This window comes from Flavobacterium sp. xlx-214, assembly GCF_013874595.1.
Taxonomy (GTDB): Bacteria; Bacteroidota; Bacteroidia; order Flavobacteriales; family Flavobacteriaceae; genus Flavobacterium.
This window is the reverse complement of sequence record NZ_CP059431.1, coordinates 2098561-2123672: the sequence shown is the minus strand read 5'-3', so window position 1 is coordinate 2123672 and position 25112 is coordinate 2098561. Positions and strand designations below refer to the sequence as shown.

Below are 25112 nucleotides of genomic sequence, written 5' to 3'. Positions count from 1 at the left end.
AATTAAAACAATGTCTAGTAAAATCAGTTTCGGAATTCTATTTCTTATTATTTGCTCAAATAAAATCTTTGCTCAAACTGAAAACCCTACCACTCTTTATAAAACAATTTTATCAAAAGACAGTCTGCTTTTTGAAGTTGGTTTTAATCAATGCAACATCACTCAATTCGAAAATCTGTTGAGTGAAAATCTAAAATTTTATCATGACAAAGATGGAATTTCAGACAAAGCAAAATTTATAGCTGATTTAAAAAAAGGCATTTGCGACAACCTTGAAAATCGACAAGTAAAACGATTTTTGATAAGGGACAAAACCGAAATTTTTCCACTTTACAAAAATGGAGAACTTTACGGAGCGGTTCAAAATGGAGAACATTCTTTTTCTGAAAAAAGAGAAAATCAAGCTGGAATTGCAAAATTTACTAATCTTTGGGAACTGGAAAACGGAGAATGGAAATTGAAAGAATCTTTTAGTTTTGATCATCAACCCATTTCAGAAGCACAAAAAACTGCGAATATTTTCGACAATAATTCTGCCATTGAAAATTGGTTATTAGAAAATAAAATCAAAACTCTAGGACTTGGAATTATTGAAAATGGAAAACTAAAACAAGTAAAAGTTTTTGGAGAAATTTCAAAAGGAAATTCTGCGCCATACAACACAATTTTCAATGTAGCATCTCTTACAAAACCAATTACAACAATGGTTGCATTGAAATTGGTAAGTGAAGGAAAGTGGAATCTGGATGAACCTATTTACAACTATTTTACCGATGCAGATATTGCAAAAGATCCGAGAAATAAAAAACTCACCACAAGACTTATTTTGAGTCATCAAACAGGATTTCCAAATTGGAGAAGTGAAACCGAAAACAAAAAATTACAGTTCCTTTTTGAACCTGGAACAAAATATGGATATTCTGGAGAAGGTTTTGAATATTTAAGAAAAGCTATTGAAAAGAAATTCAAAAAACCTTTAGAAAAACTTGCTGAAGAATTGGTTTTTCAACCTTTAAAAATGAAAGATTCCGATCTTATCTGGACAAAAAACACTGATGAATCACGATTTGCAATAGGTTATGATGAAAACGGAAATCCATACCAAACTATTAAAAATACAACAGCAAATGCAGCCGATGATTTGCACACTACAATTAAAGATTACGGAAATTTTCTCGTTAATATTTTGAATGGAGGAAACCTTTCAGAAAATGTTTATCTGGAAATGTTGAAAAAACAAGTAAAAACAAAAGATAACAAATATTTTGGACTGGGTTTTGAAATGTATGATTTAGGAAATGGAGAAATGGCAATTTCACACGGAGGTTCCGACTTGGGAACGCAATGTATTACATTTCTATTTACAAAAACAAAAAACGGAATTTTAATTTTTACGAATTCTACTGTTGGTTATAAAATTTTTAATCCTCTTTTAATTCATTATTTAGGTGAAAACGGAAAAAAATTAATTGATATTGAAAGTAAATAAAAACTAAGTGTAACATAATATTTACTTTGTGCTGTTCGCTTTCAGGAGATGGAGCAATGGCGGGTTATATGATTTATTGAAAGTTTCTTTTTATTATTCCGAAAAAAAGCCAATTATGTATAAGTTTTATTTTTTTGATTAAGGAATTCGTGAATGTTTGAATTTCCACTGGCTTTTTTTCTTAAATTTATTTAATGAATTGGTTTTTGCTGTGTGTTGTATAAATTGAGATTTTTATTTTCGATTTTGACACGTCCTTTAGATTTGCTCGTTTTTGGTACTTTGCAAAGCCCCGAACCATTAGCTGGAACCATTTTGCCATTAATACGTTTAATTAAAAGAAAATGGACTTTAGTTTAATTAAAAAATATTTTAAATATAAAAGTAAGAATACTAATGCTTTTCAAATTATTTCTGATGAAATTGCTGATGATTTAAATTTAGACCTACTTTTCTTAAAAGTTGATAGAACAATTTCAAAGATTGGGAAACAATATTTTTATTCAAAATTTCGAATTATTACAAACGAGAAAAATTCATTATTTAATGAATACCAAGATTACTTTGATAAAAATTGTTTGACAAATGTTGAAATTGAATTAGATAAATTAAATCGAAATAGAGACTTCGAAATAATTGAACTTATAGAAAATGATATTTTCATAAATCAAAAATTCTTAAACTATGCAAAATTATCTCTTGTTTTTTTGTGTGTAATATTATTTTGTAGCTTTTTTGTAACGCAAATTCTATTTCTACTTATTCCACTTTTCCTTGTAAATGCTTATTATCACTACTTAAACAAAAATTATGTTGAATACTATAATTTAATAATTTCACGACTTCATAAGATGCTTGCTGTTAGTGAAAACATTAGTAAAACCAAAGCATTTGAAAATGAATATAAGCAAATAAATATCAAAAAATTGCGTAATTCCTTTTGGACAAGTAACGCTACTGAACAATTAGCAAAAAATGAATTTCTAATTGTATTTTGGCTTATTCTTGAGCTTAGTAGGATTGCATTTAATCTTGAAATATTTGGTTTTGCTAAAAAAGTTACGATTTTGAATTCTTCAAAAAAAGAACTTTTATCCGTTTTTGAATTTATAGGAAAAATTGATACAGCTAATTCTATTTCAAAAATTAAGAAAGAATATAAAACAACGGAGCCCATTTTTACAGAATTAAAAGAAATGCAATTGGAAGCAATTTATCATCCGCTCCTTGATGATTGTATAAGAAATAATCTAAAAATAATTAAGAGTAGTATAGTCATAACTGGCTCAAATATGTCCGGAAAAACTTCATTCATGAGAGTTGTTGCAATCAATACAATTTTTGCTCAGTCATTAGGTTTTTGTTTTGCTGACGTTTACAAAGCACCATTCATGAAAATTTTCACATCAATTTCAATTCAGGATGATATTTATGATAATAAAAGTTATTACTTGGACGAAGTACTAAGAATTAAAAATTTTCTCGAAATTTCGCCTGATTTCAAACTTATATTGATTGATGAAATTTTCAAAGGAACTAATACAAGAGAAAGAATAGCAATTAGCAAATCTGTATTAAAAAATTTAAATAGTGAAAAAAATATAGTATTTGTAACAAGTCATGACCTAGAAATTGCGAGTTTCTTAGAAAATTATGGCTACCAGCTTTACTATTTTTCTGAAACTGTTCACGCAAATGAAATTAAATTTACCTATAAAATAAATAAAGGTTTAAATACGAAAACAAATGCCATTAGAATTTTAGAAATGTATAATTTCCCTACAAATATTATAGACGAATCTTACAAACTACTTGGATAATTATTGCTACAGTTGAACATTCGTTTAAATTAAGCCTGCAATTGCCTTCGTCGAACCTTCGATTTCGCTGATGGTTTTTGATTATGTGTAATGGTAAGGCGTGACTCAATCAAATAAAAATTGACTCTTAATAAAATGAAAATATCAAAACAAACCGAATCAATTCTAACTCAAATAAGCAACGCGAATACAAAACTAGGTGATTTGCGGAAAATTGCTAACGAAATTAAAAAGGATCATGAATTGGCCTTAGAACTTTGGTCAACAGAACGGTTTCTTGCACGCCAATTAGCTATTCTTATTATGGACAAAAAACAATTGTCACAAGAGATTATTAATAAACTAGACAAAGACATTCAACAACATAACGAATCTGAAAAGCTACAACTTATGGATTGGCTTTTTGCAAATCAACTTGCAAAAGACAAAAAATTGATTGCGTTAATAGAAAGTTGGGAAAACAGTTCTTCATCGCTGCAAAGAAGAACTTTTTGGTATTATCAAGGTAGATTGCGTTGGATGGGGAAACCCCAAGCTTACAGCGAATTATTACTTAATAAAATTGAGCAAAAAATTGAAAAAGAACAACCCGAGGTACAATGGGCTATGAACTTTATGACAGGTTGGATTGGTGTATATGAAAAAACGTATCGAGACCGTTGTATAGCAATTGGTGAAAAGACGGGACTTTATAAAGGGAAAATGGTTTCAAAAGGTTGTACACCAGAATATTTACCGGATTTCATTGCAATTGAAAGCAAGAAGAGAAATTTATAAAAAGGTGAACAAAAATAGAAATTATAATCATGAGTAATCAAATAACCAAATACATCGAAAACGGATCTCTAGAGCAAAAAGAAATTATGTAAATGAAAAATTACGAAAGAAGCCGATTGTTTTCTTAACGAGCAAATAGCATAAACACTGAATTATAAAGTGAATTACCAAATGACTCTATTTTATATCAAAGTTTGTAACTACAGATTTACTAAGTTAACAATAATACCAACTATGGCACTTTTTCAAATATTATTTCCTTCTAATTAATCCTTCAAAATAAACAAAGAGGCTATGCTTGTGCACAACCTCTTTGTGTTATTTAATTTCTTGTTCAATTTTGTTTAAAAAATCTTGAAAAGCAACTGCTTCTTCAGCAGGAATGCGTTTAGCTAATTCAACACCGCGTTTTTGAAAGTCGTTTAGCTTAGGTCCCAACTCTTTTAAGGCTTTATCATCCTTATTTGCAGTAGCAACTTTATAATTTGTAATAAAAGTGTTGTATTCCTTTACAAATTTATCGGCTTCAGCATATTTAAAAGTGGGAATACTTTGAACCTGTACATCTTCAGCAGTATTTGTATTAACTACTTCTGTACTGTTCTCAATTGGCGGATTTGCCATTGGTTCATGTATTTTGTTTTCTTCCTTTTTACATGATGTAAAAACCAAAGAACCAAATACAAAGAAAATGATTAACTTTTTCATATATAACTTTGTTTATTTTTATTAAAAATACATAATTATGTTACTAAATAAAATACATAATTGAGCCCATTGAGGATTGAAATGAAGAATAGTTGTTGAATGAAAGTAAGTAAAACAACACTATTCAAAAAAGACAAACAATGAACAGCTTTAATTGTTACAATAAAATAAATTCAAATTCTTCTAAATTAGAATTATTAAAATAGCTATAAATTATTTTTATTTTTGAACCCTCTTCACCATCAGTAAGATTACCTGATGTATCAAAAGAGCCAAATTCATTGGCTTTGAAAATATCTTTTAAAAAAATTTTTGACTTATGTTTTTCTTTTAAAACTTGAACGGTATTAAAAAAACTTTCCAAACAAATATTCAATTGTTTTAGTCTTTCTACAATTTCAGAGGTTTCTCCGTGGGTAATGTATACTCTTATGGCTTTTTCTAGTGGCATAATATGAAGGTTAACTAAGTGTGAGATAAAATAGTATAGTAAAGAATCTATTGCCTTATAAATATACTATTTTTTTACATAAAAAATTACTAAATTAAAAAAACATAAAGACCAGCTGTGAGCAGGCTGGTCTTTAACTTTAAATAGAAATTTTAAAACAAACTATTAAATTTAAATATTAAACATTTAGAGTGAATGTCTTATAAACTCTACTAGATTAACAAGCATAAATATACAACTATTTAGTAAAAATTTATCATTATATGCTTAAACATTTTTAGTTTATCTGTTATATTGGATACCTCTCCAAAAGATATGATTTTTATTCCTTTTCAGCTTCAAAATTTATGTACTCTTCTGCAATTTCTGTTAATAATGCATCTGTATCCTCTTCTTCTTCTAATGTAGTTTCTAATAAATAGGCTACTTTTTCATTTTTTTAGAGTAATGGCTATTTGTACTAATACTCCCTAGATGGCAATTTGACAATGTTCTACTTTTTGTGCTCCAATAATTATAGTAGCATCACCTATGGTAGAACCGCCTTTTGTTTTTTTAACCATCTTATTTATTCCTATAAAAATGATATTATTTAGACTTACTTCTTTTAATATCATAAAAAAGTAATTATTTTTATTTTACTTTTTCTACTTACGCTAATTTGATTAAAGGTATTGTACTAACCTAATTTAAATAATTTTTTAACCAAGTATATTATTAAAAAAAAACTTACTGCATTTTACTTTTCATAAATTTTACTCTTCACTTTTTAATGTAATATTTTTAAAATTCCATGGAAACATATAGGCTGCATAGTACTTACAATGGTAGAAAAAAGAAAAAAACAGTATTTATAGTCAAAAAACGGCTATAAGTTATCTTTTCAACGATTCAACAGCACATTCCTACTTCTGTTTGTTAAAACACAAACAAAAAAACTAAATTTTATAAGCAAAACTTAGTTTATATAACTTTTTACACAAAAAAATATTAAATACTACATTTATTTCACAAAATGTCTATTTAAACCACAATGTGTAACGTATAAAAATGGTTAGTGCTAATAATAATGTAGTATTTATCCTAATTAAACAAACTGGCATTTTATTTGAATATTATTAATTATTCTTTAAAACACGCCACTTTTTTATATTTTAATAATTGTATTGTACTAATACTGCACCGTTAAGGCAAATGTTTTTTTAAAAATAGTTATAATATATAATAAAGGTTGCAACTGTAAAACTGTAAGTAAGTACTGCTTTATTTGAAAATGCATTACCTGAAATTACAAATTGGTTATAATACTTAGTTGCTAGAGAATTATTTTGTAAGAGATTAAAAGCACGACTAATGTAATTATATATCCATTTTTAAAATAGGTTGCTAAAAATTTACAAATAATGTACTACTGAAAATGACGCTATATTAGATAAAAAATTATAAAATGTTGCTAGAGAACCCCCACTTCTTTAATAATAGCAATTTACATTTTGTTTTACTTTTTAATTGATGTAGTAATTAATAAAAGTAAAAATATATAAGGAAATATGAGAAAAAAAATAAATGATTACAGTGTTGCCATTTTGCTTATAATTTTAGGTGGAATTTGTTTGATACTTTATGCAAGTGGTTTGTGATTAATTGAAAAAAAATAAAATTAAAAATTACAATATATAAAATAGAATTTAAATACTCTTTAACCATAAGAAATATAGGCATTAGATATCCCAACTGTTTAAAATTTTGCTTCTTTACCTGTTTCTTCTCAATTATGATTGGAGCCTTAAAATTTGATAATAATCTTTGTTATGTAATAAGTAAAGGAAAGAAAGATAGCTTAAAGTATTTTTAAAGGTGAGGCATACCACAACTGAAAATGACTCAACTTGAGATATTGGTTTTTGTTTGAATATTGAAATTCTAGGTTTATAAGGTTAATAAAAAATTACATATTAATATTAATAATTTAAATATTTTGTCATGATAAAATCAAAAAAAAGTATTGCTATAATAGTAGCAGGAGCAGTAGTTGGAGCAGCAGTTTGTGCATTATTAGCTCCAGAAGAAGGAAAACAAATCAGAAATAAATTAGGTAAAGGCTTAAAATGTGGCAGCAATAGCTTTATGAGTTCATTTGAAGGTTTAAAGGAAATGGTGCTGCATTTGGTTGCAGATAAAAAAGGAACTTTTGAGAATAATTTTGATGAATTAGTTCATAAAACTGAACATAAAAAAGAAGACATTATTTCTTCATTAGAACGTAAGTTAGCTGAATTAAAGAAAAAATAAATTATAGTAGATTAAAAAGAGATGAAAAACATTTTTAAATTCTACTTTAATAAAGAAATGTGAAACTTAAAATTTTGTAGTTATGAGAGATTTAATTTGGTTAATAGCCGTGGTACTGATTATTTTATGGGCGGTAGGCTATTTTGGTTTTGGAGAAGCAGTAGGCAGTTTTATTCACATTTTATTGGTATTTGCTGTTATTGCTATTTTATATAGATTGATTACAGGTAACAAACCTTAATGGAAAACATACGCTTTACTTTTGAAGCGTATGTTTTTTTATATATAAATAACCTAAATTTAAATTTTGCAAAAAAAAGAAATTAAAACAACATTAACTTGAAACTATGAAATGCTAATAGAAAATATTTTAGGAACAGTTGCAGGAATTTTAACTTCTGTATCGATGTTACCGCAGCTTTTTAAAGTTGTAAAACAACGTGATGTTGAAAATATATCTGTTGTTATGTTAGTTGTTCTATTATGTGGTGTGAGTTTGTGGGTTATTTACGGTTTTATGAAAAACGAATGGCCTATTATTATCTCGAATGCTTTCTCAGTTGTTTTGAACGCTACCTTGTTGGTATGCTATTTTGCGTTTAAAAAAAAACAGAAATAGAAATGCATTTATACTTAATATTATATTAGGTAGTTGCATACAATATTTTTTTTAAAGTATTCTAAGGTTTTAATGATTTTCGCATGAACAACGCTAACAACCTTATTCTAGGGAATATCATTTAACTTGATTGAAACAACAGCCACCCCTTTTTTGCTAATAAATAATTCTTATAAAACGGTTACAACTTCACAAATCCAAGAGTTTTTTTATATAAATGGACCTAGGAGCCAACGTGTTCTTATCTCAACACTTTCTAAATTCACAGAATATTTACACCTTCTTCTAATAAATGATTAGCAGAGCTTTGAGACAAGATAATTTAGATATAGCATCAGAACTTTTTTGCAGCTCATATACATATAGATTCTAGCAATACAAGTATTAAGAACAATTTAATAGAGCATCTAAATAAAATTAATTTTGATGATGTCAACTAAATTTTTTAAATGAAATAATAACAAAACTACTCTACTTATTAAATTTCTATTTTCTGATATTTAAAAAAAGAGATTACCCTTAACAAAAGCATCATATCTTTATTCATTTGATTTAATTGAATTTATTATCAGCTATTTCATTTTCTTTATATTGTTGGACGATTTCAATAGCATTTTCAACTACATCAGTAAGAGCGACGATAAAATCATTATTACCTGCAATATCTATAGCATGCTTTATAGCTTCAACTTCTTTAGGTATTACTTCAAAAGACACTTCTTTTTTCACCTGGTGCATTCCCCTTAATAAAAGCTCTACAATTTCAGAGGCTGTACGTCCACGTAAATGGCGCTCCTGTCTAATGATAATATGATCAAACATTTCCGAGGCTAATTCTCCACATTTTATAATATCTTCATTACGGCGATCTCCTACTCCTGCAATAATGCCAATTTTACGATTAGCTTTCACGTGTTTCAACATTTGACCGATTGCTTTATATCCTGCGGGATTGTGTGCAAAATCTATCATAACTTTGAAATTTTGAAATTCAAAAATATTTATCCTTCCAGGAGTAAGATCTGGACCAGGAACAAACTGTTTTACAGCCGATTGAATTATTTCGACAGATATACCTTGCAAGTAACAAGCTAATACTGCAGCTAAAATATTTTGTACCATAAAAGAAGCAGTACCATCAATAGATAAAGGAATATCTTTTATTTTGCTTATTCTTATGTTTTTTCCTTTATCTCTTATAGTTAAATATCCATTTTCACAAAAAGCTAATACTGCATCTACAAAAGTTAGTTCGTTTTCAATGATTAGGTTTTGGTTAAGGAAAAAAAAAGCTTTATTACCATGTAACTGCTTAGCTACTTTCATGCAGTAGGGATCTTCTGCATTTAGAATCGCCCATCCACTTTTTTTAACACTTTCTACAACTACCGCTTTAACTTTTGAAAGATCTTCTAGTGTATTAATTTCATTCATTCCTAAATGATCATTGGTAATATTGGTTATGATTCCAATATCACATTTTTTAAAACCGAGGCCTTCTCTTATAATACCGCCTCTTGCTGTTTCTAATACAGCGAAATTTACTGTTGGGTCTTTTAGAACATATTTAGCGCTCAACGGCCCGGTGGTGTCTCCTTTTTCCAACATTTTGCCTTGTATATATATTCCATCTGATGTTGTAAGACCTACCTGGAAACCTGCTTTTTCTGCAATAAAAGCTATTAATCTTGAAGTAGTAGTTTTACCATTTGTTCCGGTCACAGCAATTATAGGAATTGAAAATTGATTCTCTTCAGGAAAAAGCATTTTTACAACAGCTTCACCTACATTACGTTTGGATCCTATTGTTGGTGACAAGTGCATTCTGAATCCAGGCGCTGCATTAACTTCCAAAACGGCACCTCCAGTTTCTTTTAATGATTTTGTTATATCAGTTGATATAAGATCGACACCACATATATCCATTCCCATTACATGAGAAATTCTTTCAGCTATAAATTTAACATCGGAGTGTATAACATCAGTTACATCAATTGCAGTCCCTCCCGTACTTAAATTGGCTCCTGATTTAAGGAAAATGTACTTGTCTTTCTCAGGAATTGAATTCAGTGAAAGTCCTTCTTTTGAAAGTAAGTAAACCGATTCTTCGTCGATTTTTATTTTGGTAAGCATTTTTTCATGACCGGTTCCTCTTAATGGATCAGTATTTATGAATTCTACTAATTCTATCACTGTGTGAATACCGTCCCCGACAATATGTGCAGGAATTCTTTTAGCAGCTGCTACTACTTTATGATCAATAATAAGAATTCTATAATCTGCACCTTCAATAAAACGCTCGAATATAACATCTTTGCTGTATTCTTGAGCTTTTACGAAAGCTGATTCCACTTCTTGTCTTGTTTTTAAATTTACACATGCACCTTTTCCCTGATGTCCATCTAAAGGTTTTACAGCCATCGGAAATCCTACTTCACTTATTGCATGTTCGATTCCTTCAAATGATGTACAACATATACCAAATGGAACGGGAATAGAAGCGTTTTGAAGAATTTCTTTTGTAATTTGTTTGTTCCCAGCGGACTTTACTGCTATGTATCCTGTATTGTTTGTGATTGTTGCTTCTATGACTTTCTGGTTAGCGCCATATCCTAATTGTACAAGAGATCGATTGTTTTTTCTATAAAATGGAATCTCTCTTTTTATTGCAGCATCTACTATACTTTGAGTGGAAGGGCCAAACCGATTGTTTTCATATAATCGCCTCATTTGTATTAAGTCAGGTTCTAAATTGTAGTGCTTTCCTTCTATTAATGCCTCAGCAATTTTTACGGCTGTTTTTGCTGCATATACACCTACCTCTTCATCTATATAACTAAATACAACCTGATAGACTCCTTTTTTGTTTGTTTCACGTGTTCTTCCAAATCCGGTATCCATTCCTGCTAAAGTTTGAATTTCCAAAGCAATATGTTCAATCACGTGTCCCATCCATGTCCCTTCTTGTATTCTTGTGAAAAAGCCACCTGGAACTCCTTCAGAACATCGATGAGAATACAAACTGGGTAAAAGCTGTTTTATTCTTTCAAAAAATCCACTAATTTTATTTGTCGGAAAATGCTCCATTTCCTCTAAATCAAGAATCATATGAATTAAAAATTGTCTGCGAATACTCCAAATATTTGGGCCTCTTAAAACGTTGGTTTTTTCAATTTTCATATTTTTATTTTGAATTTACTAATAATTTACTGCGCTGACAATATTTTTAACTTATTAATACTCAACTATTATTGAATTCAATTTGTTTTTTTTGTAATTTACATGAATAAAAAACTATGAGTATAAAAGGAAAATTAATTATTGTTGGCGGCGCTATTAATATTAGAGAAAATGCTATAAGTCCCTCCGGAATGAAAAGTACCAGCCAAGATTTCTTTTTTGAAAATGGAATTCTTAAAAGAATAGTAGAGGCTTCTAAACTGGGGCAACAGTCGCGAATTGAAATTATTACCACAGCATCCCAAATGCCAACTGAAGCCGCAGAGACCTATATAAATGCATTTTCGTTGCTTGGTGCAAAAAATGTATCTCACCTTCCAATTGAAAATAGAAAAGATGCAATTGATTCCGATCATATAAAAAGGCTTCAATCAGCAGATGTAGTTTTGTTTACTGGTGGAGATCAACTTAGATTAACCTCAACCTTAGGTGGTACCTTATTTCATCAAACTCTGCTACAAAAGTATTACCATGAAGAATTCATCTATGCTGGGACATCTGCTGGTGCCGCAGCAGCTTCTTCTAGCATGATTTATGAGGGCGAAAGTTCCAATGCTCTATTGAAAGGCTCTGTTGAAATTAATAGTGGTTTGGGACTAATTGATTCCATTATTGTAGATACACATTTTATGCATAGAGGAAGAATAGGTCGCCTTTTTCAAGCTGTGGTAGGAAATCCAATGAAGATAGGAATTGGATTAGGTGAAGATACCGGCTTGTTAATTGAAAACAATAATAAGATGACAGCAATCGGATCTGGTAATGTTATTCTAGTTGACGGACGGGAGATACTAGATACTAGTCTTACGCAAGTAGCTATTGGGCAACCTATTTCAATCAGCCACCTAATATCGCATGTAATGACACGAAACGACATTTTTTATTTAGATGAAAATAAGATTGTAATTAAAGATTCGCAGTATAAACAAAAAAACGAAACATCATGAAAATTATCATACACGGTGGTTTTTTTTCTGAATCAACAACAAATCACGCAACAAAGATTCAAAAACAAGTTGCTCTAAAAGAGATCGTAACAAAGGGTTTTAATTTTATGCACGACCATACAGCTTTAGAAACGGTGATTTACACTGTGGGACTTTTGGAAGATGATCCTTTATTTAATGCTGGAACAGGTTCACAAATTCAATCAGATGGATCCATAAGAATGAGTGCAGCGATAGCAGATGGACAAAATTTAAATTTTGCGGGAGTTATGAATATTCAGAAAGTGAAAAATCCTATAAGAGTAGCTGAACTGTTACTTCCGCTACAGGATAAAGTTTTGTGTGATTTTGGAGCTACCTTATTCGCTCGAAAGAAAGGTTTTGAATTTTATGATCCAGAAACATTTGAAAGAAAAAAAGAATATCAAGAAAAAATAAAAAATAAACCTACAAGTACGGTTGGATGCGTTTGTTTTGATGTAAATGGTCAAATTGCAGCGGCAACTTCTACAGGAGGAAAAGGATTCGAAACCGTTGGAAGGATATCTGACTCTGCTACTGTTGCAGGAACTTACGCTAATTCGTTTTGTGGTGTCAGTACTACGGGTGTGGGAGAAGATATTGTTCGCGTTGCGTTAGCAAGTAAAATTGTCACTCGCGTCACAGACGGAATGCCCATTGAGGAAGCTTTTAAAAAATCCTTCAAAGAGTTATCGTCTATCGATGGCTTTGCAGGAGCTATATCAATAGATCATTTCGGTAATATTTTTTATTACGAATCACATCCAACAATGACTTTTTCTTCTTTTGACGGAAAACATTATACTACATTTTCTTAATCCAAATAACTCCTTTATAATTACACTTTTTAAAAGAAGAAAAACGCTAATCATTTGTTTATGGAAATAGAAAAATTCTTTTATGGTGAAAATGGTATACATTTTCTGCCAGAAATTGTGATAAGAACTACTATCATGTTCCTAATAATTCTTGTTTTTTTGAGGTTAATTGGAAAAAGAGGCATAAAACAACTCTCTGTATTTGAACTTGTCGTAATTATAGGGCTTGGATCGGCAGCCGGAGATCCTATGATCTATAAAGAAATTGGTGTCATAACTACTTTAACAGCTTTTGTCATAATTCTTATATGTTATAAAATTCTAACAAATATAGTATTTAGATATAAACCCATGGAGTATTTGGTCGAGGGCAAGCCTATTACGATCATTAATAATGGATTATTTGAAATCGATAATTTTAAAAAAGAAACTTTAAGTAAAGATGAATTCTTTATGGAATTAAGACTTAAGGGAATTTATCATTTGGGACAAGTTTCATGTGCTATTTTGGAAATATCTGGAGAAATTAGTGTTTATTATTTTGATGACGAGGAAATTAAATACGGTTTACCTGTATTACCTGATTACGAGACCAAAATAGTTTATAAACCATCTTCAGGAGCGTTTTATTCTTGCTTATTCTGTGGTTTTACTTTGAATTTTTTAGAAGAAACCAACTGCCATTGTCCTCGTTGCAACAAAAATGAATGGCTTATTTCTAGTAATATTAAAAGAAAATAATGAAATCCATCTTTATAATATGTCTTATTAAAAGTTTTTAGTTTGTATACATAATAACAAAGCCTTAAAAAATTTAAGGCTTTGTTATTATTATAGATACCTTCTCAGAGTCCATGCCATCATTTCATGTTTTTGCATCAATCCTGTAAGAAAATCTGAAGTTCCTTGGTCACTGTACTTTTCTTCTGATTCTTCTACTCCTACTCTTAAATTTCGTATAATTGTTTCGTGGTCTGCCAGTAATTCTTTTATCATATCTAGATTGTTTACTGGATTTTTACCGGGTGTTTCTTTTAAGGAAGAGCCTTTAGCGAATTCACTTGTAGTTCCAATTGCCATACCTCCTAATTGACTTACGCGCTCTGCAATTTCATCAATTGCTGCTTGAACTTGCTCATAATGGTTTTCGAAAAGCTTATGTAATTCCATAAAATTATCCCCTTGCACATTCCAATGATATTTCCGTAACTTAAAGTAGAGAATGTGTGCATCTGCAAGACAATTGTTTAAAATTGAACATACTTCTTTTAAATTTTTCTTTGTGATTCCAATGTTTGGTTCCATAGCATATAGATTTATAGTTTATAATTAAAAGTACAAAATTTTTAGGAATTAACGGTCATCTATATTAAAAACACCCCGTTACCATTCTTACTTAAATAAAAATTAAGTTAGTATAATTGAAGTAAAATGTAGACCAAAAAAAATAAAACCTCTCTTGCTATTGCCAGAATCAGGCGGTCAATTTTTGCAGATTCTCCACCTAATTCCTCCGTAGATTCTTGTTACCTTTTTTGAATTAATCTTGCGAATTTTATCCTATTTTTGAATTCACAACTTGAAAAACACTTTAAGTCACGGTTTATCACAATGTTTTTTCATTCTTAAATATCGTTCTCTACAGTAAAAAAACTAGACAAAATATTCTGTCAATACAACTAAAAAAGCCAACCCTCCCCTATCAATTCCTATTACTGCCATTTCAGTAAAAGCTCATAAAACCACTTCTACTTTTAGGTTTTCATTAAAAATCTAAAAACCATGAGCACAAAACAAAAAGACCTATCGTATTTCCGTTTACAATTACAAGAACACCTAAACAACAGCTTTCCTGAAAAAGCACACAACCGAAAATTTATAGACCAACGCTCATCAAGAGCAGCTCATGCATATGAAGGTGCCTTTATAGCAGGAAATACCATAGACCAATGCAATGAAATTGCCAACTACATACTCTTTGAAGGATTGCACTTTTCTAAATTTGATACCATTTTTCAAGTAGTTTGTCAAGAATTTGATACCCTAATGGCAGATGAAGAGTTGCGCCCTTTTGCCCTTAAAATGTTTGCTCTATGCGAGCCTGTTTTCTCCAACTACACATTAACCGATGATTTTGCATATACCTATGCGTTTGATGCTCTTTATACCGAAATAACAGGAACTATAGCTAGTTGGATACAAGAAAATGGGCTTCAGTAAGAAACAACACCTCCAGCAGAACATAGACGCTTTAAAAATTGCTTTTCAACTAGAAAAAGAAAACCGTAGCGCTACTAGTGCCGAAAGGCAGCTTATGATGCAATACAGCGGATTTGGTGGTCTAAAATTCATTCTTAATCCCATATCAAAAGAAACAGATATTAACTATTGGAAACAAAGCGAACAAGATCTTTTTAATAGTACACAGCAACTATATCATTTACTAAGAGAAAATGCCATAGATGAAAAACAGTACAGGCTTTATGTAGACCGTATGAAAACCTCGGTACTTACTGCTTTTTATACACCACCGCTAGTTATTGATGCTATTTCACAAATAATGAAAGACAACGATCTAGTAATTGAAAATTTGCTAGAACCATCCGCTGGTATTGGGTCATTTATTCATTCATTTGCAGATAATCACACCCACGTAACCGCTTACGAAAAAGATGAACTAACAGGTAAAATCCTCAAACAACTATATCCAGAAAACAGCATTCATGTAAAAGGATTTGAAGAAATACTAGGTAACCAACAAAACAGTTACGATGTTATTGCAAGTAACATCCCTTTTGGTGGTACCGCAGTATTTGATCTTTCTTATTCACGAAGCAATGAGGCAGCAAAAATTCAAGCCGCACGTAGCATTCATAATTATTTCTTTTTAAAGGGAACCGATATGTTACGTAATGGCGGCGTATTAGCCTTTATAACATCGCAAGGAGTGCTTAACAGCCCTAGCAACCAACTTATACGCGAAGCCTTGATGAAAGAACATACATTGGTTTCAGCTGTTCGATTACCCAACAATCTTTTTACAGAATATGCGGGGACAGAAGTTGGAAGCGATTTGATTATTCTACAGAAAAATATCGAAAAAAAGTCTTTATCACAACGAGAACTCCTTTTTTGCACTACACAAACAACCCAAAACGGCATTACAACGAATGTCTTACTTGATAACCCCGCTTTAGCCGTTCATACCAAAGTACGTTTAGGCACCAATCCTTATGGCAAGCCAGCATTGATTTATGAACATAAAGACGGAATTGAAGGCATTGCAAAAGAGCTGAAACAACTGTTATCAACAGATTTTTCACTTTATCTTGACAGAGAACTATATCAAAGCAATAGAAAATTGGAATCTATTGCACCAACTTCATCACAAACCACCGCTGCACCTTCACTAACTCACGATAAAATGGTTGCGCAAGATCAACCACAACACACAGCATCTATCCCAAAACAAGAATTACAACAACTCAGTATTTTTGATCTTTTTGAAAACACAGAAGAAGCCATACCCTTGATTGTTCCGTCCAAAAAACCAATTCGAAAAAAAAATAGAACAAACAACAATTACCAAACAAACCTATTTCAGACTACACAGCACCAAACCAATGCTACTGTATCTACTAATGAAGCAATAAACAAAGCCAGAGAACCAATTACAAGTAAACAAGAAACAACCCATGACTTGTTTTCACAATTCGATCGAGATGTTCCTATAATCCAACCCGTTATTTCCCAGAGCATCTCCTCTACCCATTTAGAACCATCCCCTTATAGTACTAAAATCCAATCCTTTCATCGCAACGATTGTCTTGTATTTGATAAAGGCAATGTTGGATATTTACAAAAAGTGAACAAAGAACAAGATACAGCCCAATTCCATCCGTTACAGTTACCAACCTTACAGAAAGTAAGAGCAGAAGCTTATATTGTTTTACGAGATACCTATTTGGATCTTTATCAGAAAGAAGCAAAACATCATACCGAACATAAAGAACAAAGACAAAAACTTAATCTTCTCTATGATGCCTTTGTAAAGAAATATGGTCATTTGAATAGTGCCGAAAATATCAAACTCATTAAAACAGATAGCTCTGGTAAAGAAATCCCTTATTTGGAACGTGTAAAAGGCGGTATTATTCATAAAGCAGACATATTTAATCATCCTGTAAGTTTCTCTACAAAAACACTAACAACCGATAATCCCGAAGAAGCTTTAGCATCCTCGCTTAACAAGTACGGAAGTGTAGATTTAGACTATATGTCTGAAATAAGCAAAATGACTATCGCAGATTTAAAAAATGCATTGCATGGACGTATTTTTTACAATCCCCTTCAAGAAACTTACGAAATAGCTGAGCGATGGATTGCGGGTAATGTAGTAGAAAAAGCAAAAGAAATAGAAACATACGTAGCAAACAATCCAGAAGACCCAGAAGCAAAACAAAGTCTTGCGGTGTTAGAAGAAGCACGACCAAGACGCATTGAATTTGAAGAATTAGACTTTAATCTAGGAGAGCGCTGGATACCTACTGAGCTATATGCACAATTTGCTTCTGATCTATTTGATACAAATATAACCATACATTATTCAAACAGTTCAGATGATTTTTCGGTAATCTGTAAGCAAGGTAATCAGAATATTTGGGTAAAATACGCCGTTAAAGCTGAAAGCAGAACCTTTGATGGCGTGGCACTGCTTAAACACGCACTTGTAAATACCACACCAAATATTACCAAAAAAGTCATGGTTAACGACCAAGAAGTCAAGGTAAAAGATATGGAGGCGATACAAATGGCTAACAATAAAATTGACGAAATCAGAACCGCATTTACTGATTGGCTTCATGCACAGAGCGATGACCTTAAACACCAACTAAGTAAACAATACAACGATAAATTTAACTGTTTTGTTCGTCCAAATTATGATGGAAGTCACCAAGAGTTTCCAGGTTTAGATCGAACTGCTTTAGGGATAGAAGACCTGTATGGAAGTCAAAAAGATGCCGTATTAATGATAAAATTAAATAATGGCGCTATCTGTGATCATGAAGTAGGTGCAGGAAAAACACTCATTATGTGTACAGCAGCACAAGAAATGAAACGCTTAGGTTTGGCTCACAAACCTATGTTTATCGGCTTAAAAAGCAATGTACATGAAATTGCCGAAGCCTACAGAACTGCTTATCCACATGCTAAAATACTTTTTCCAGGCAAAGCAGATTTTACCCCACAGAAACGTTTACGCATTTTTGGAGACATTAAAAACAACGATTGGGATTGTGTAATTTTAACGCATGATCAATTTGGAATGATACCGCAATCACCCGAAATTCAAAAAGAGATTCTTGAAATTGAATTGGATAATGTAGAACAAAACCTTGATGCAATGCAATCTCAAGGAACTGAAATAACCAGAGGTATGCTTGCAGGGGCTATCAAAAGAAAAGAAAACCTTGAAGTAAAATTAAAAACCTTACAACATGATATTGCAAACCGCAAAGATGATGTGGTCGATTTTAAAATGATGGGTATAGATCATTTGTTTGTTGATGAGAGCCACCAATTCAAAAACCTGATGTTTAACACCCGACATAGTCGTGTAGCAGGTTTAGGAAATGCAGACGGTAGTCAAAAAGCATTAAACCTATTATTTGCCATCAGAACAATACAAAAACGCATAGATTCAGATATGGGAGCTACTTTTCTGTCGGGGACAACCATTAGTAACTCATTAACCGAGTTGTACCTGCTTTTTAAATACCTAAGACCTAAAGCATTGGAAAAGCAGGGTATTAACTGTTTTGATGCATGGGCAGCCATCTATGCACGTAAAACAACAGACTATGAATTTTCGGTTGCCAATAATATCGTGGCAAAAGAACGATTTCGATACTTTATCAAAGTACCAGAACTTGCCCAATTCTATTCTGAAATCACAGACTACCGAACCGCAAAGGATATTGGTATAGACCGACCAACAAAAAACGAGATCCTTTACAACATTCCTCCTACTCCTGACCAAGAAGTTTTTATAAAGAACTTAATGGAGTTTGCTAAAACAGGAAATGCCACCTTGCTTGGAAGAGCGCCATTGTCCCCGTCCGAAGAAAAAGCAAAAATGCTCATTGCTACCGATTACGCCCGTAAAATGTCATTGGATATGCGCATGATAAGTGAAGTTTACCAAGACCATCCAGACAGTAAAGCTTCCCATTGTGCCCATACTATTGCACAATACTATAACAAATTCAATGCACAAAAAGGAACACAGTTTGTATTCTCTGATTTGGGAACTTACAAGCCAAACGAATGGAATGTGTATTCTGAAATAAAACGCAAACTTGTAGAAGATCATCAAATCCCAGCTCATGAAATACGGTTTATACAAGAAGCCAAAACAGACAAGCAACGCAAAGAACTTATTACCGATATGAACCAAGGCAAGATTCGTGTACTGTTTGGTTCAACAAGCATGCTTGGTACGGGAGTAAACGCACAGAAAAGAGCTGTTGCTATTCATCATTTAGATACCCCATGGCGTCCAAGTGATTTAGCACAACGGGACGGAAGAGGCATACGTAAAGGTAATGAAATAGCCAAGCATTTTGCCGATAACAAACTAGACGTGATCATCTATGCAGTTGAGAAATCTCTGGATAGTTACAAATTCAATTTATTATTTAACAAACAGCTTTTTATTGACCAGCTAAAATCCAACAAGTTAGGCAAACGAACAATAGACGAAGGTAGTATGGATGAAAAATCAGGTATGAATTTCTCAGAATATGTAGCAATCCTTTCAGGAAATACCGACCTTTTAGATAAGGCAAAAGTAGAAAAACAGATTGCAGGACTGGAAAGTGAAAAACAAGCTTTTAATCGTTCAAAATTAAGTGCTAAATACAAATTGGAAGATTTTAAAGCTGAATTAGCTAAAGCTCGATCTCGTTTTGATCGAATGAACATTGATTGGAACAATTTTCAAGGACGTATTCAAAAAAAACAAGATGGCTCTATTATCAATGCATTACAATTAACCGATTTAAAAACAAATGCAAATCCAAAACAATTGGGTACCAAACTTAATGATCTGGCAGATAAAGCTCGTACAGGAGGAGATTACGAAGAAATTGGAACCCTTTACGGTTTTCAGCTTTTAGTAAAAACGGAGCTGTCTAAAAAAGACGAGCTGGACATACGACTAAACCGCTTCTTTGTACAAGGAGAAGGAACCATCAAATACACGTTTAATAATGGTATACTAGCCAAAGATCCAGAAACAGCTTCAATGAATTTTTTAAGAGCATTAGAAAAAATACCTAGTTATATCGAAAAAGAACAAGAACATATAGAAGCTTTCCAAAAAGACATCCCCGTACTTGAAGAAGTGGTCACAAGTATTTGGACTAAAGAAAAGAAATTAAGCGAACTTAAAACCGAACTTGCTGCCATAGACCGAAAAATACAGCTCTCAATTACTCCTAATGATAGTCAAAAAACTAGTGATGAAGACGCAAAACAAACAAATAAAAAAACAGCTGAAACTTTACCCCAAATAATCAAAACAAACCCCTACACCGAACCTCAAATGAACGGTATTATGGCAAAAGAAGAAAGTAAAAACCAAATTATAAGTATAAAACGAAAATTTTAAGTATGTTAATTCAAAAGATTAGAAAATAATTAAATCGTAAACTACTTCTTTACTCAGCGCTTTTAATTAATACAATGTAAAAACATATTTTATTCACAACTTAACTAAAAAATCACATATAGAATCTAACAATCCAAAAGATGAATATCCGAAAAATTTATAAGGATTTGGTTTATACACAAACCAAAACTTATTTTTAGTTATGAAAAACAATAAAAAATCTACAACAAATAGCATATCAGTAACAGAATGAGGCTTCCCGAAAGTTATAGAAATAAGTTATTATCTTAAGTGAAAGCTTTTATGAAGTAAGGCTATAATTATAATTAATAAAAGTATTACATCTATAAAAAATAAGAGCATTTTCTTAAAAGAAAACACCCTTATATAACCAAAAAAAACACTTAAATTCAAAGATAAACATTTTCAAAAACTTATTCTAATTCAATCCAAAAAAACCTAGAAAGAGTACTTTCTAGGTTTTTCATAGCAATTGCTCAATTACTTTTGAAGCTAATTCGTAAATATTTATCTTGATTGGTATCAAAAGTAAGAGTTCAATAACAAAAATAAAAATTTCTCACTAACATTTATGATTTTAGGTAGCTGAGCTACCCGAAATGTTAAATAATTAATTAATTATTTTAAATGGAATCTGTAAAATTGATATAGTCACATTATTTAATCTCTTTATTTCAAAAATACCTTCCAATTTTTTTGTTCTTATTTGAATGCTTTTTAAACCTAAACCATTAGGCTTTACATTAAAATTGAAACCAACTCCATCATCATGAACTTTCAAAAGGATGCCTTCTTCATTTTTAATAAAAAAAACAAAACAATTTGAAGCCTTAGAATGCTTATTTACATTTTGTAACAATTCTTGTAAAATTAAAAATAGTTGTGTTTTTTGCTGAATTGTTAACACAGACCAATCAATCTGAGCATCAACCGAACATTTAAAAACGGTGTTAAAACTATTGGATTGAGAAAGTACCAATTCTTCTAAAACAGAGGAAAAACTTTGTTTTTGATGAAATAGATTATCATGTATATCGTGAGATATATCTCTAATTTGTTGCTCGCTTTTTAGTAGTTCATTTATTACTTTACTTTTGGATTCAATATCTTCTGTAGCTATTTTTTCAAGATTAAGACGCGTTGTGAAAATTCGGTTTACAACAGAATCGTGTAAATCTCTTGCTATTCTAGCTCTTTCTTCATTTTTAGCATGCTCTGAGGCAATCTGTTGTTCAAAAAGTAATTCTTGAATTCTTTGTACATTATCTTGCTCTTTCTTTTGATACTCTAACTTTCTATTTCGAAGTTTTAAACGGTAGATAATAAATAATATAAGTATAAGTAACAAAAAGATAATAGCACTTACCCCATAATAAAGTGTTCGTTTAATCAAAATAGTATTTTCTTTTTCAATTTCGTCTGTTTCATAAGCAATTCGAGCAAATTTGTTTCGAGTTGACTTTTCTACTTCATACAAACTATCCTTTACTATAACGTATTTATTTAAATAATAATTTTTCTCTTCTTTTTCATTTTCTGCTAAAAATTTCAAAATCCTCAATACATCTGAATTACTATTTGTTTCAACAGCTAATTTATATGCCTGCTTCATATTTCTTAACGATTGTACGGTATCTTTTTTCTTTAAATAATATTCCGACATACGTACCCTACTGGCAATTATTCCTTGTTGATGATTTAGTTCTTCTCTAATTAGTAGCGATTTCTTTAATAAAGAATCAATTTTTAAATCATCTACATTACTATTAATCAAACTATTTGCATAGTTATTTAGAATCATTGCATGAAGCTTTGCATGGTTTTCAACATATGGCTTTTGTAAAGCTAACTTATAATAAGATTGTGCTTTTTCAAAATCTTCCATTTTATCATAATACCCACCAATGTTATTGTAATAAGATAACCAGTCCCTATCAATATTTTCTTTATCATATCCCTCTTGTTCAAGAATACTTAAAAGTTCTGGAATTTTATCATAATATTTTTTTGCACTAGCAAAGCCATTTAGTTCTTTAAGAATTAAAGTCATTTTTACAGTAGCTTCATATGTCAATCTATGATCCTTATTTTGTGATAAAATAGACAATGCTCTTACTGTTTCCACCTCACTTTCTGTTGTAATGCCCATATCATACAAAACATCTGCTTTATATAAAATTACTCTAGCAAATTCAACTCGCTCAGACTCAATATCACTATAATATTTCTCGGCCTTGGTATAATAATAAAAAGAACTATCTAATACTTCAATTGATTCAAAATAATCACCTAAATACCTATTAACAAGTCCTAATTGGCTTAGATTTCCTTGTTTTTTAGCTAATTTATTGACCTTGTGAAGTATATTGTAATTTTTTTGAACATTACCAAGCTCTTTATATGCTAATGCAACATTTAAAAGCTCTGTAGTATAGTCTTTCTTATTTACATTTTCTTGTAAATTTGAATAATAATGATCTAACCATTTATCCTTATCAGTTGCCATTTCGAAACTATCCCAGAAACCTTTTAAACTATTTTGATCAGATTTTTTGCTACATCCAATTAACAGAGAACCTAATAATATTAAAAAAAATAAAAATTTCATTTAAAAAAAAATTTTAACGGTATCTAAAAATAACAATCCCTTGCGAAACAAATTAACGAACTATATCTTAAAACATAAAAAAAGAAACCTTTTTTTTAAGGTTTCTTTTTAACTTAAGGTTTTATCGGTTTAGTAGGTTTTATATGAACATCATCATCATCTCCATTACCAGTACCTGGTGTTGTACCTATTCCTGTATTTGGTGTTGTTCCAGTTCCAGTTCCTGGAGTAATACCCACTCCCGTCCCCGGATTTGTACCACTTCCAGGATCAATTCCGCTTTCTGGATTATTTTCGTCTTCATTTGGATTTTCTCCTCCTGATTCAGGATCATCACTATTTGTAGAAGATGTAGACTTTGTTTGAGGTGTATCTTTCTGAGCTTGTAATTGCTTTATTTGAAATTCCTCTTGTTTTTCGATTTCATATTTAGTTTCATCGTCGTTAGAACATGAAACAAATGTTGCAGATAGGCATAATAATGCCATTACAAAAAATTGCTTTTTCATTTTTAAATAAATTAAATGTTGGAAAAGCCTGTATATCTGCAGTTTCTACAAGCAAGTTTGAACCATGCATGATTCATACACAACAAAAAATGTTCTTTCTTGAACTTCTTATTTTTTTTAGTAATAACTACTTTGAATTACTACCTTTTGTGTTTAACAAAGAAATTGAAAAACAACTACTTAACAGTGATTTTAAAGGTATATCATGTGGACAACCTTAGTCTGTTAGGATTAAGAATAATTTACATGGTGAAAAGCCGTATTTTTAAAATCTCAAATTCGAATATTGGTAGAATTTTGTAAAAATGGAGAAATTTCATATTTGAATATCACTAATCTTATCTATAGTTCGATTCCATTCTGAACAAGAATATTTTCAACTATTACTCGATAAGAGTTCGAAAAGGGAAGTTGTTCATTAAAATTTAAAAAACATTTTGATTTACTAAAAACGATCCTCGAAACGTAATGAATATTTACAATATAGCTTTTGTGTATTCGGACAAAATTAACAGGAAGTGTTTCTTCGTAGTATTTCAATGTTTTGTATGCAGTTATCGTTTTACCATTAATCATTTTAAAGTCTGTACTGTTATTATCTGCTTTTAAATAAACGATATCATTAAACTTTAAAATCTGGTAATCACTATAAGATCTAATGCATAAACTCTGCTGAATTGGAATTGGCATTCTTTTTTCAAACTTCGCCAACGATAAACTCAAAGAATGTATGTCAGTACAGACTAAGTAATCTGAGAACCCGCTTTGGATTGCTTCTAAAGAATAAATTGGACTATTGTGTAATGCGATAAAATAAGGGACACATTTCAAATATTGCAACATTTCACTTAAAACAGTAAATGTTATGGCATTATCAGCATATTCTGAAGCCACATTAAAAAAAACCAAGTGAGGCTTCAATTTTAAAATACTCTCAATTGTTTTCTTTTCATTTGGAAAAGTACCATAATAACGATATTGAGGATAAAAAGAAGAAATCTCCTCTAACCTCAGCCCTTCAACTTCTTGATTTCCAATAACAACAAAAGAATATTGCACCCCTAAAATATAGACTCATCAAAATTATATACTTTAAAAATATTAACCGTGTAGCGTAGGT

General features: G+C 30.9%; 19 protein-coding genes. 11 read left to right on the top strand and 8 right to left on the bottom strand.

Annotated features, from left to right (window positions below; translation table 11 throughout):
• Positions 1-10: 10 nt before the first annotated feature.
• The 3 genes from H1R17_RS09955 (at position 11) to H1R17_RS09945 (ending at position 4086) form a co-directional block, all read left to right on the top strand.
• A complete protein-coding gene (locus tag H1R17_RS09955) occupies positions 11-1489 on the top strand; it encodes a serine hydrolase (RefSeq protein WP_163432690.1) in 1479 nt (492 codons plus the stop codon).
• A gap of 344 nt (positions 1490-1833) precedes the next feature.
• Positions 1834-3309 carry a hypothetical protein gene (locus H1R17_RS09950; protein WP_163432689.1) on the top strand — a complete coding sequence of 492 codons (1476 nt, stop codon included), beginning with the start codon at positions 1834-1836 and terminating at the stop codon, positions 3307-3309.
• Positions 3310-3444: 135 nt separating this feature from the next.
• Entirely contained in the window at positions 3445-4086 is a 642-nt protein-coding gene (locus H1R17_RS09945) for a DNA alkylation repair protein (RefSeq protein WP_163432688.1), read from the top strand.
• A gap of 318 nt (positions 4087-4404) precedes the next feature.
• Here the strand turns inward: H1R17_RS09945 and H1R17_RS09940 are convergent, their stop codons facing one another.
• From H1R17_RS09940 to H1R17_RS09930, 3 genes are all read right to left on the bottom strand, one after another.
• Positions 4405-4794, bottom strand: a complete 390-nt coding sequence (locus H1R17_RS09940) for a hypothetical protein (protein ID WP_163432687.1) — start codon at positions 4792-4794, stop codon at positions 4405-4407.
• 157 nt (positions 4795-4951) lie between these two features.
• The gene (locus H1R17_RS09935) at positions 4952-5245 is read right to left on the bottom strand and encodes a hypothetical protein (protein ID WP_163432686.1); all 294 of its coding nucleotides are present in this window, start codon (positions 5243-5245) and stop codon (positions 4952-4954) included.
• Positions 5246-5715: 470 nt separating this feature from the next.
• Positions 5716-5862, bottom strand: a complete 147-nt coding sequence (locus H1R17_RS09930; protein ID WP_163432685.1) for a hypothetical protein — start codon at positions 5860-5862, stop codon at positions 5716-5718.
• A 1366-nt stretch (positions 5863-7228) separates the two neighbouring features.
• On the opposite strand from H1R17_RS09930, the gene H1R17_RS09925 reads away from it, so the two are divergent.
• The 3 genes from H1R17_RS09925 (at position 7229) to H1R17_RS09915 (ending at position 8156) form a co-directional block, all read left to right on the top strand.
• The gene (locus tag H1R17_RS09925; protein WP_163432684.1) at positions 7229-7537 is read left to right on the top strand and encodes a YtxH domain-containing protein; all 309 of its coding nucleotides are present in this window, start codon (positions 7229-7231) and stop codon (positions 7535-7537) included.
• An 82-nt stretch (positions 7538-7619) separates the two neighbouring features.
• Positions 7620-7778 carry a lmo0937 family membrane protein gene (locus H1R17_RS09920; RefSeq protein ID WP_163432683.1) on the top strand — a complete coding sequence of 53 codons (159 nt, stop codon included), beginning with the start codon at positions 7620-7622 and terminating at the stop codon, positions 7776-7778.
• Between the two features lie 111 nt (positions 7779-7889).
• A complete protein-coding gene (locus H1R17_RS09915; protein ID WP_163432682.1) occupies positions 7890-8156 on the top strand; it encodes a SemiSWEET transporter in 267 nt (88 codons plus the stop codon).
• Between the two features lie 552 nt (positions 8157-8708).
• Here the strand turns inward: H1R17_RS09915 and cphA are convergent.
• On the bottom strand, positions 8709-11336 hold the full coding sequence (gene cphA / locus H1R17_RS09910; protein ID WP_163432681.1) for a cyanophycin synthetase: 2628 nt from the start codon (positions 11334-11336) through the stop codon (positions 8709-8711).
• Positions 11337-11452: 116 nt separating this feature from the next.
• Between cphA and H1R17_RS09905 the strand changes: the two genes are divergently transcribed.
• Genes H1R17_RS09905 through H1R17_RS09895 form a run of 3 tightly spaced genes read left to right on the top strand, consistent with a single transcriptional unit; the run spans position 11453 to position 13923 of the window.
• A complete protein-coding gene (locus H1R17_RS09905; protein ID WP_163432680.1) occupies positions 11453-12343 on the top strand; it encodes a cyanophycinase in 891 nt (296 codons plus the stop codon).
• Positions 12340-13182 (top strand): isoaspartyl peptidase/L-asparaginase, encoded by an 843-nt coding sequence (locus H1R17_RS09900; protein ID WP_163432679.1) that lies wholly within the window; start codon positions 12340-12342, stop codon positions 13180-13182. The genes H1R17_RS09905 and H1R17_RS09900 overlap by 4 nt, the downstream gene beginning before the upstream one ends.
• A gap of 60 nt (positions 13183-13242) precedes the next feature.
• A complete protein-coding gene (locus H1R17_RS09895; protein WP_163432678.1) occupies positions 13243-13923 on the top strand; it encodes a DUF421 domain-containing protein in 681 nt (226 codons plus the stop codon).
• Positions 13924-14013: 90 nt separating this feature from the next.
• On the opposite strand, the gene H1R17_RS09890 is transcribed toward H1R17_RS09895, so the two are convergent.
• Positions 14014-14487, bottom strand: a complete 474-nt coding sequence (locus H1R17_RS09890; protein WP_163432677.1) for a Dps family protein — start codon at positions 14485-14487, stop codon at positions 14014-14016.
• 477 nt (positions 14488-14964) lie between these two features.
• Here H1R17_RS09890 and H1R17_RS09885 point away from each other — a divergent pair, with 477 nt between their 5' ends.
• Together H1R17_RS09885 and H1R17_RS09880 are read left to right on the top strand one after the other, a co-directional pair.
• On the top strand, positions 14965-15402 hold the full coding sequence (locus H1R17_RS09885; RefSeq protein ID WP_163432676.1) for a DUF1896 domain-containing protein: 438 nt from the start codon (positions 14965-14967) through the stop codon (positions 15400-15402).
• A complete protein-coding gene (locus H1R17_RS09880; protein WP_163432675.1) occupies positions 15389-20854 on the top strand; it encodes a helicase-related protein in 5466 nt (1821 codons plus the stop codon). Before H1R17_RS09885 ends, H1R17_RS09880 begins: the two co-directional genes overlap by 14 nt.
• A 631-nt stretch (positions 20855-21485) precedes the next feature.
• On the opposite strand, the gene H1R17_RS09875 is transcribed toward H1R17_RS09880, so the two are convergent.
• From H1R17_RS09875 to H1R17_RS09865, 3 genes are all read right to left on the bottom strand, one after another.
• The gene (locus tag H1R17_RS09875; RefSeq protein WP_163432674.1) at positions 21486-23483 is read right to left on the bottom strand and encodes a sensor histidine kinase; all 1998 of its coding nucleotides are present in this window, start codon (positions 23481-23483) and stop codon (positions 21486-21488) included.
• Positions 23484-23596: 113 nt separating this feature from the next.
• Positions 23597-23992, bottom strand: a complete 396-nt coding sequence (locus H1R17_RS09870; RefSeq protein WP_163432673.1) for a hypothetical protein — start codon at positions 23990-23992, stop codon at positions 23597-23599.
• A gap of 342 nt (positions 23993-24334) precedes the next feature.
• Positions 24335-25051: a LytTR family DNA-binding domain-containing protein gene (locus tag H1R17_RS09865; RefSeq protein WP_163432672.1), complete on the bottom strand. Its 717-nt coding sequence runs from the start codon at positions 25049-25051 to the stop codon at positions 24335-24337.
• Between the last annotated feature and the right edge of the window lie 61 nt (positions 25052-25112).

What these genes read in the sequence shown, in the direction of transcription:
- H1R17_RS09955 (WP_163432690.1), top strand. Translation starts at nt 11, where the DNA reads ATGTCTAGTAAAATCAGTTTCGGAATTCTATTTCTTATTATTTGCTCA.
- H1R17_RS09950 (WP_163432689.1), top strand. Translation starts at nt 1,834, where the DNA reads ATGGACTTTAGTTTAATTAAAAAATATTTTAAATATAAAAGTAAGAAT.
- H1R17_RS09945 (WP_163432688.1), top strand. Translation starts at nt 3,445, where the DNA reads ATGAAAATATCAAAACAAACCGAATCAATTCTAACTCAAATAAGCAAC.
- H1R17_RS09940 (WP_163432687.1), bottom strand. Translation starts at nt 4,794, where the DNA reads ATGAAAAAGTTAATCATTTTCTTTGTATTTGGTTCTTTGGTTTTTACA.
- H1R17_RS09935 (WP_163432686.1), bottom strand. Translation starts at nt 5,245, where the DNA reads ATGCCACTAGAAAAAGCCATAAGAGTATACATTACCCACGGAGAAACC.
- H1R17_RS09930 (WP_163432685.1), bottom strand. Translation starts at nt 5,862, where the DNA reads ATGATATTAAAAGAAGTAAGTCTAAATAATATCATTTTTATAGGAATA.
- H1R17_RS09925 (WP_163432684.1), top strand. Translation starts at nt 7,229, where the DNA reads ATGATAAAATCAAAAAAAAGTATTGCTATAATAGTAGCAGGAGCAGTA.
- H1R17_RS09920 (WP_163432683.1), top strand. Translation starts at nt 7,620, where the DNA reads ATGAGAGATTTAATTTGGTTAATAGCCGTGGTACTGATTATTTTATGG.
- H1R17_RS09915 (WP_163432682.1), top strand. Translation starts at nt 7,890, where the DNA reads ATGCTAATAGAAAATATTTTAGGAACAGTTGCAGGAATTTTAACTTCT.
- cphA (WP_163432681.1), bottom strand. Translation starts at nt 11,336, where the DNA reads ATGAAAATTGAAAAAACCAACGTTTTAAGAGGCCCAAATATTTGGAGT.
- H1R17_RS09905 (WP_163432680.1), top strand. Translation starts at nt 11,453, where the DNA reads ATGAGTATAAAAGGAAAATTAATTATTGTTGGCGGCGCTATTAATATT.
- H1R17_RS09900 (WP_163432679.1), top strand. Translation starts at nt 12,340, where the DNA reads ATGAAAATTATCATACACGGTGGTTTTTTTTCTGAATCAACAACAAAT.
- H1R17_RS09895 (WP_163432678.1), top strand. Translation starts at nt 13,243, where the DNA reads ATGGAAATAGAAAAATTCTTTTATGGTGAAAATGGTATACATTTTCTG.
- H1R17_RS09890 (WP_163432677.1), bottom strand. Translation starts at nt 14,487, where the DNA reads ATGGAACCAAACATTGGAATCACAAAGAAAAATTTAAAAGAAGTATGT.
- H1R17_RS09885 (WP_163432676.1), top strand. Translation starts at nt 14,965, where the DNA reads ATGAGCACAAAACAAAAAGACCTATCGTATTTCCGTTTACAATTACAA.
- H1R17_RS09880 (WP_163432675.1), top strand. Translation starts at nt 15,389, where the DNA reads ATGGGCTTCAGTAAGAAACAACACCTCCAGCAGAACATAGACGCTTTA.
- H1R17_RS09875 (WP_163432674.1), bottom strand. Translation starts at nt 23,483, where the DNA reads ATGAAATTTTTATTTTTTTTAATATTATTAGGTTCTCTGTTAATTGGA.
- H1R17_RS09870 (WP_163432673.1), bottom strand. Translation starts at nt 23,992, where the DNA reads ATGAAAAAGCAATTTTTTGTAATGGCATTATTATGCCTATCTGCAACA.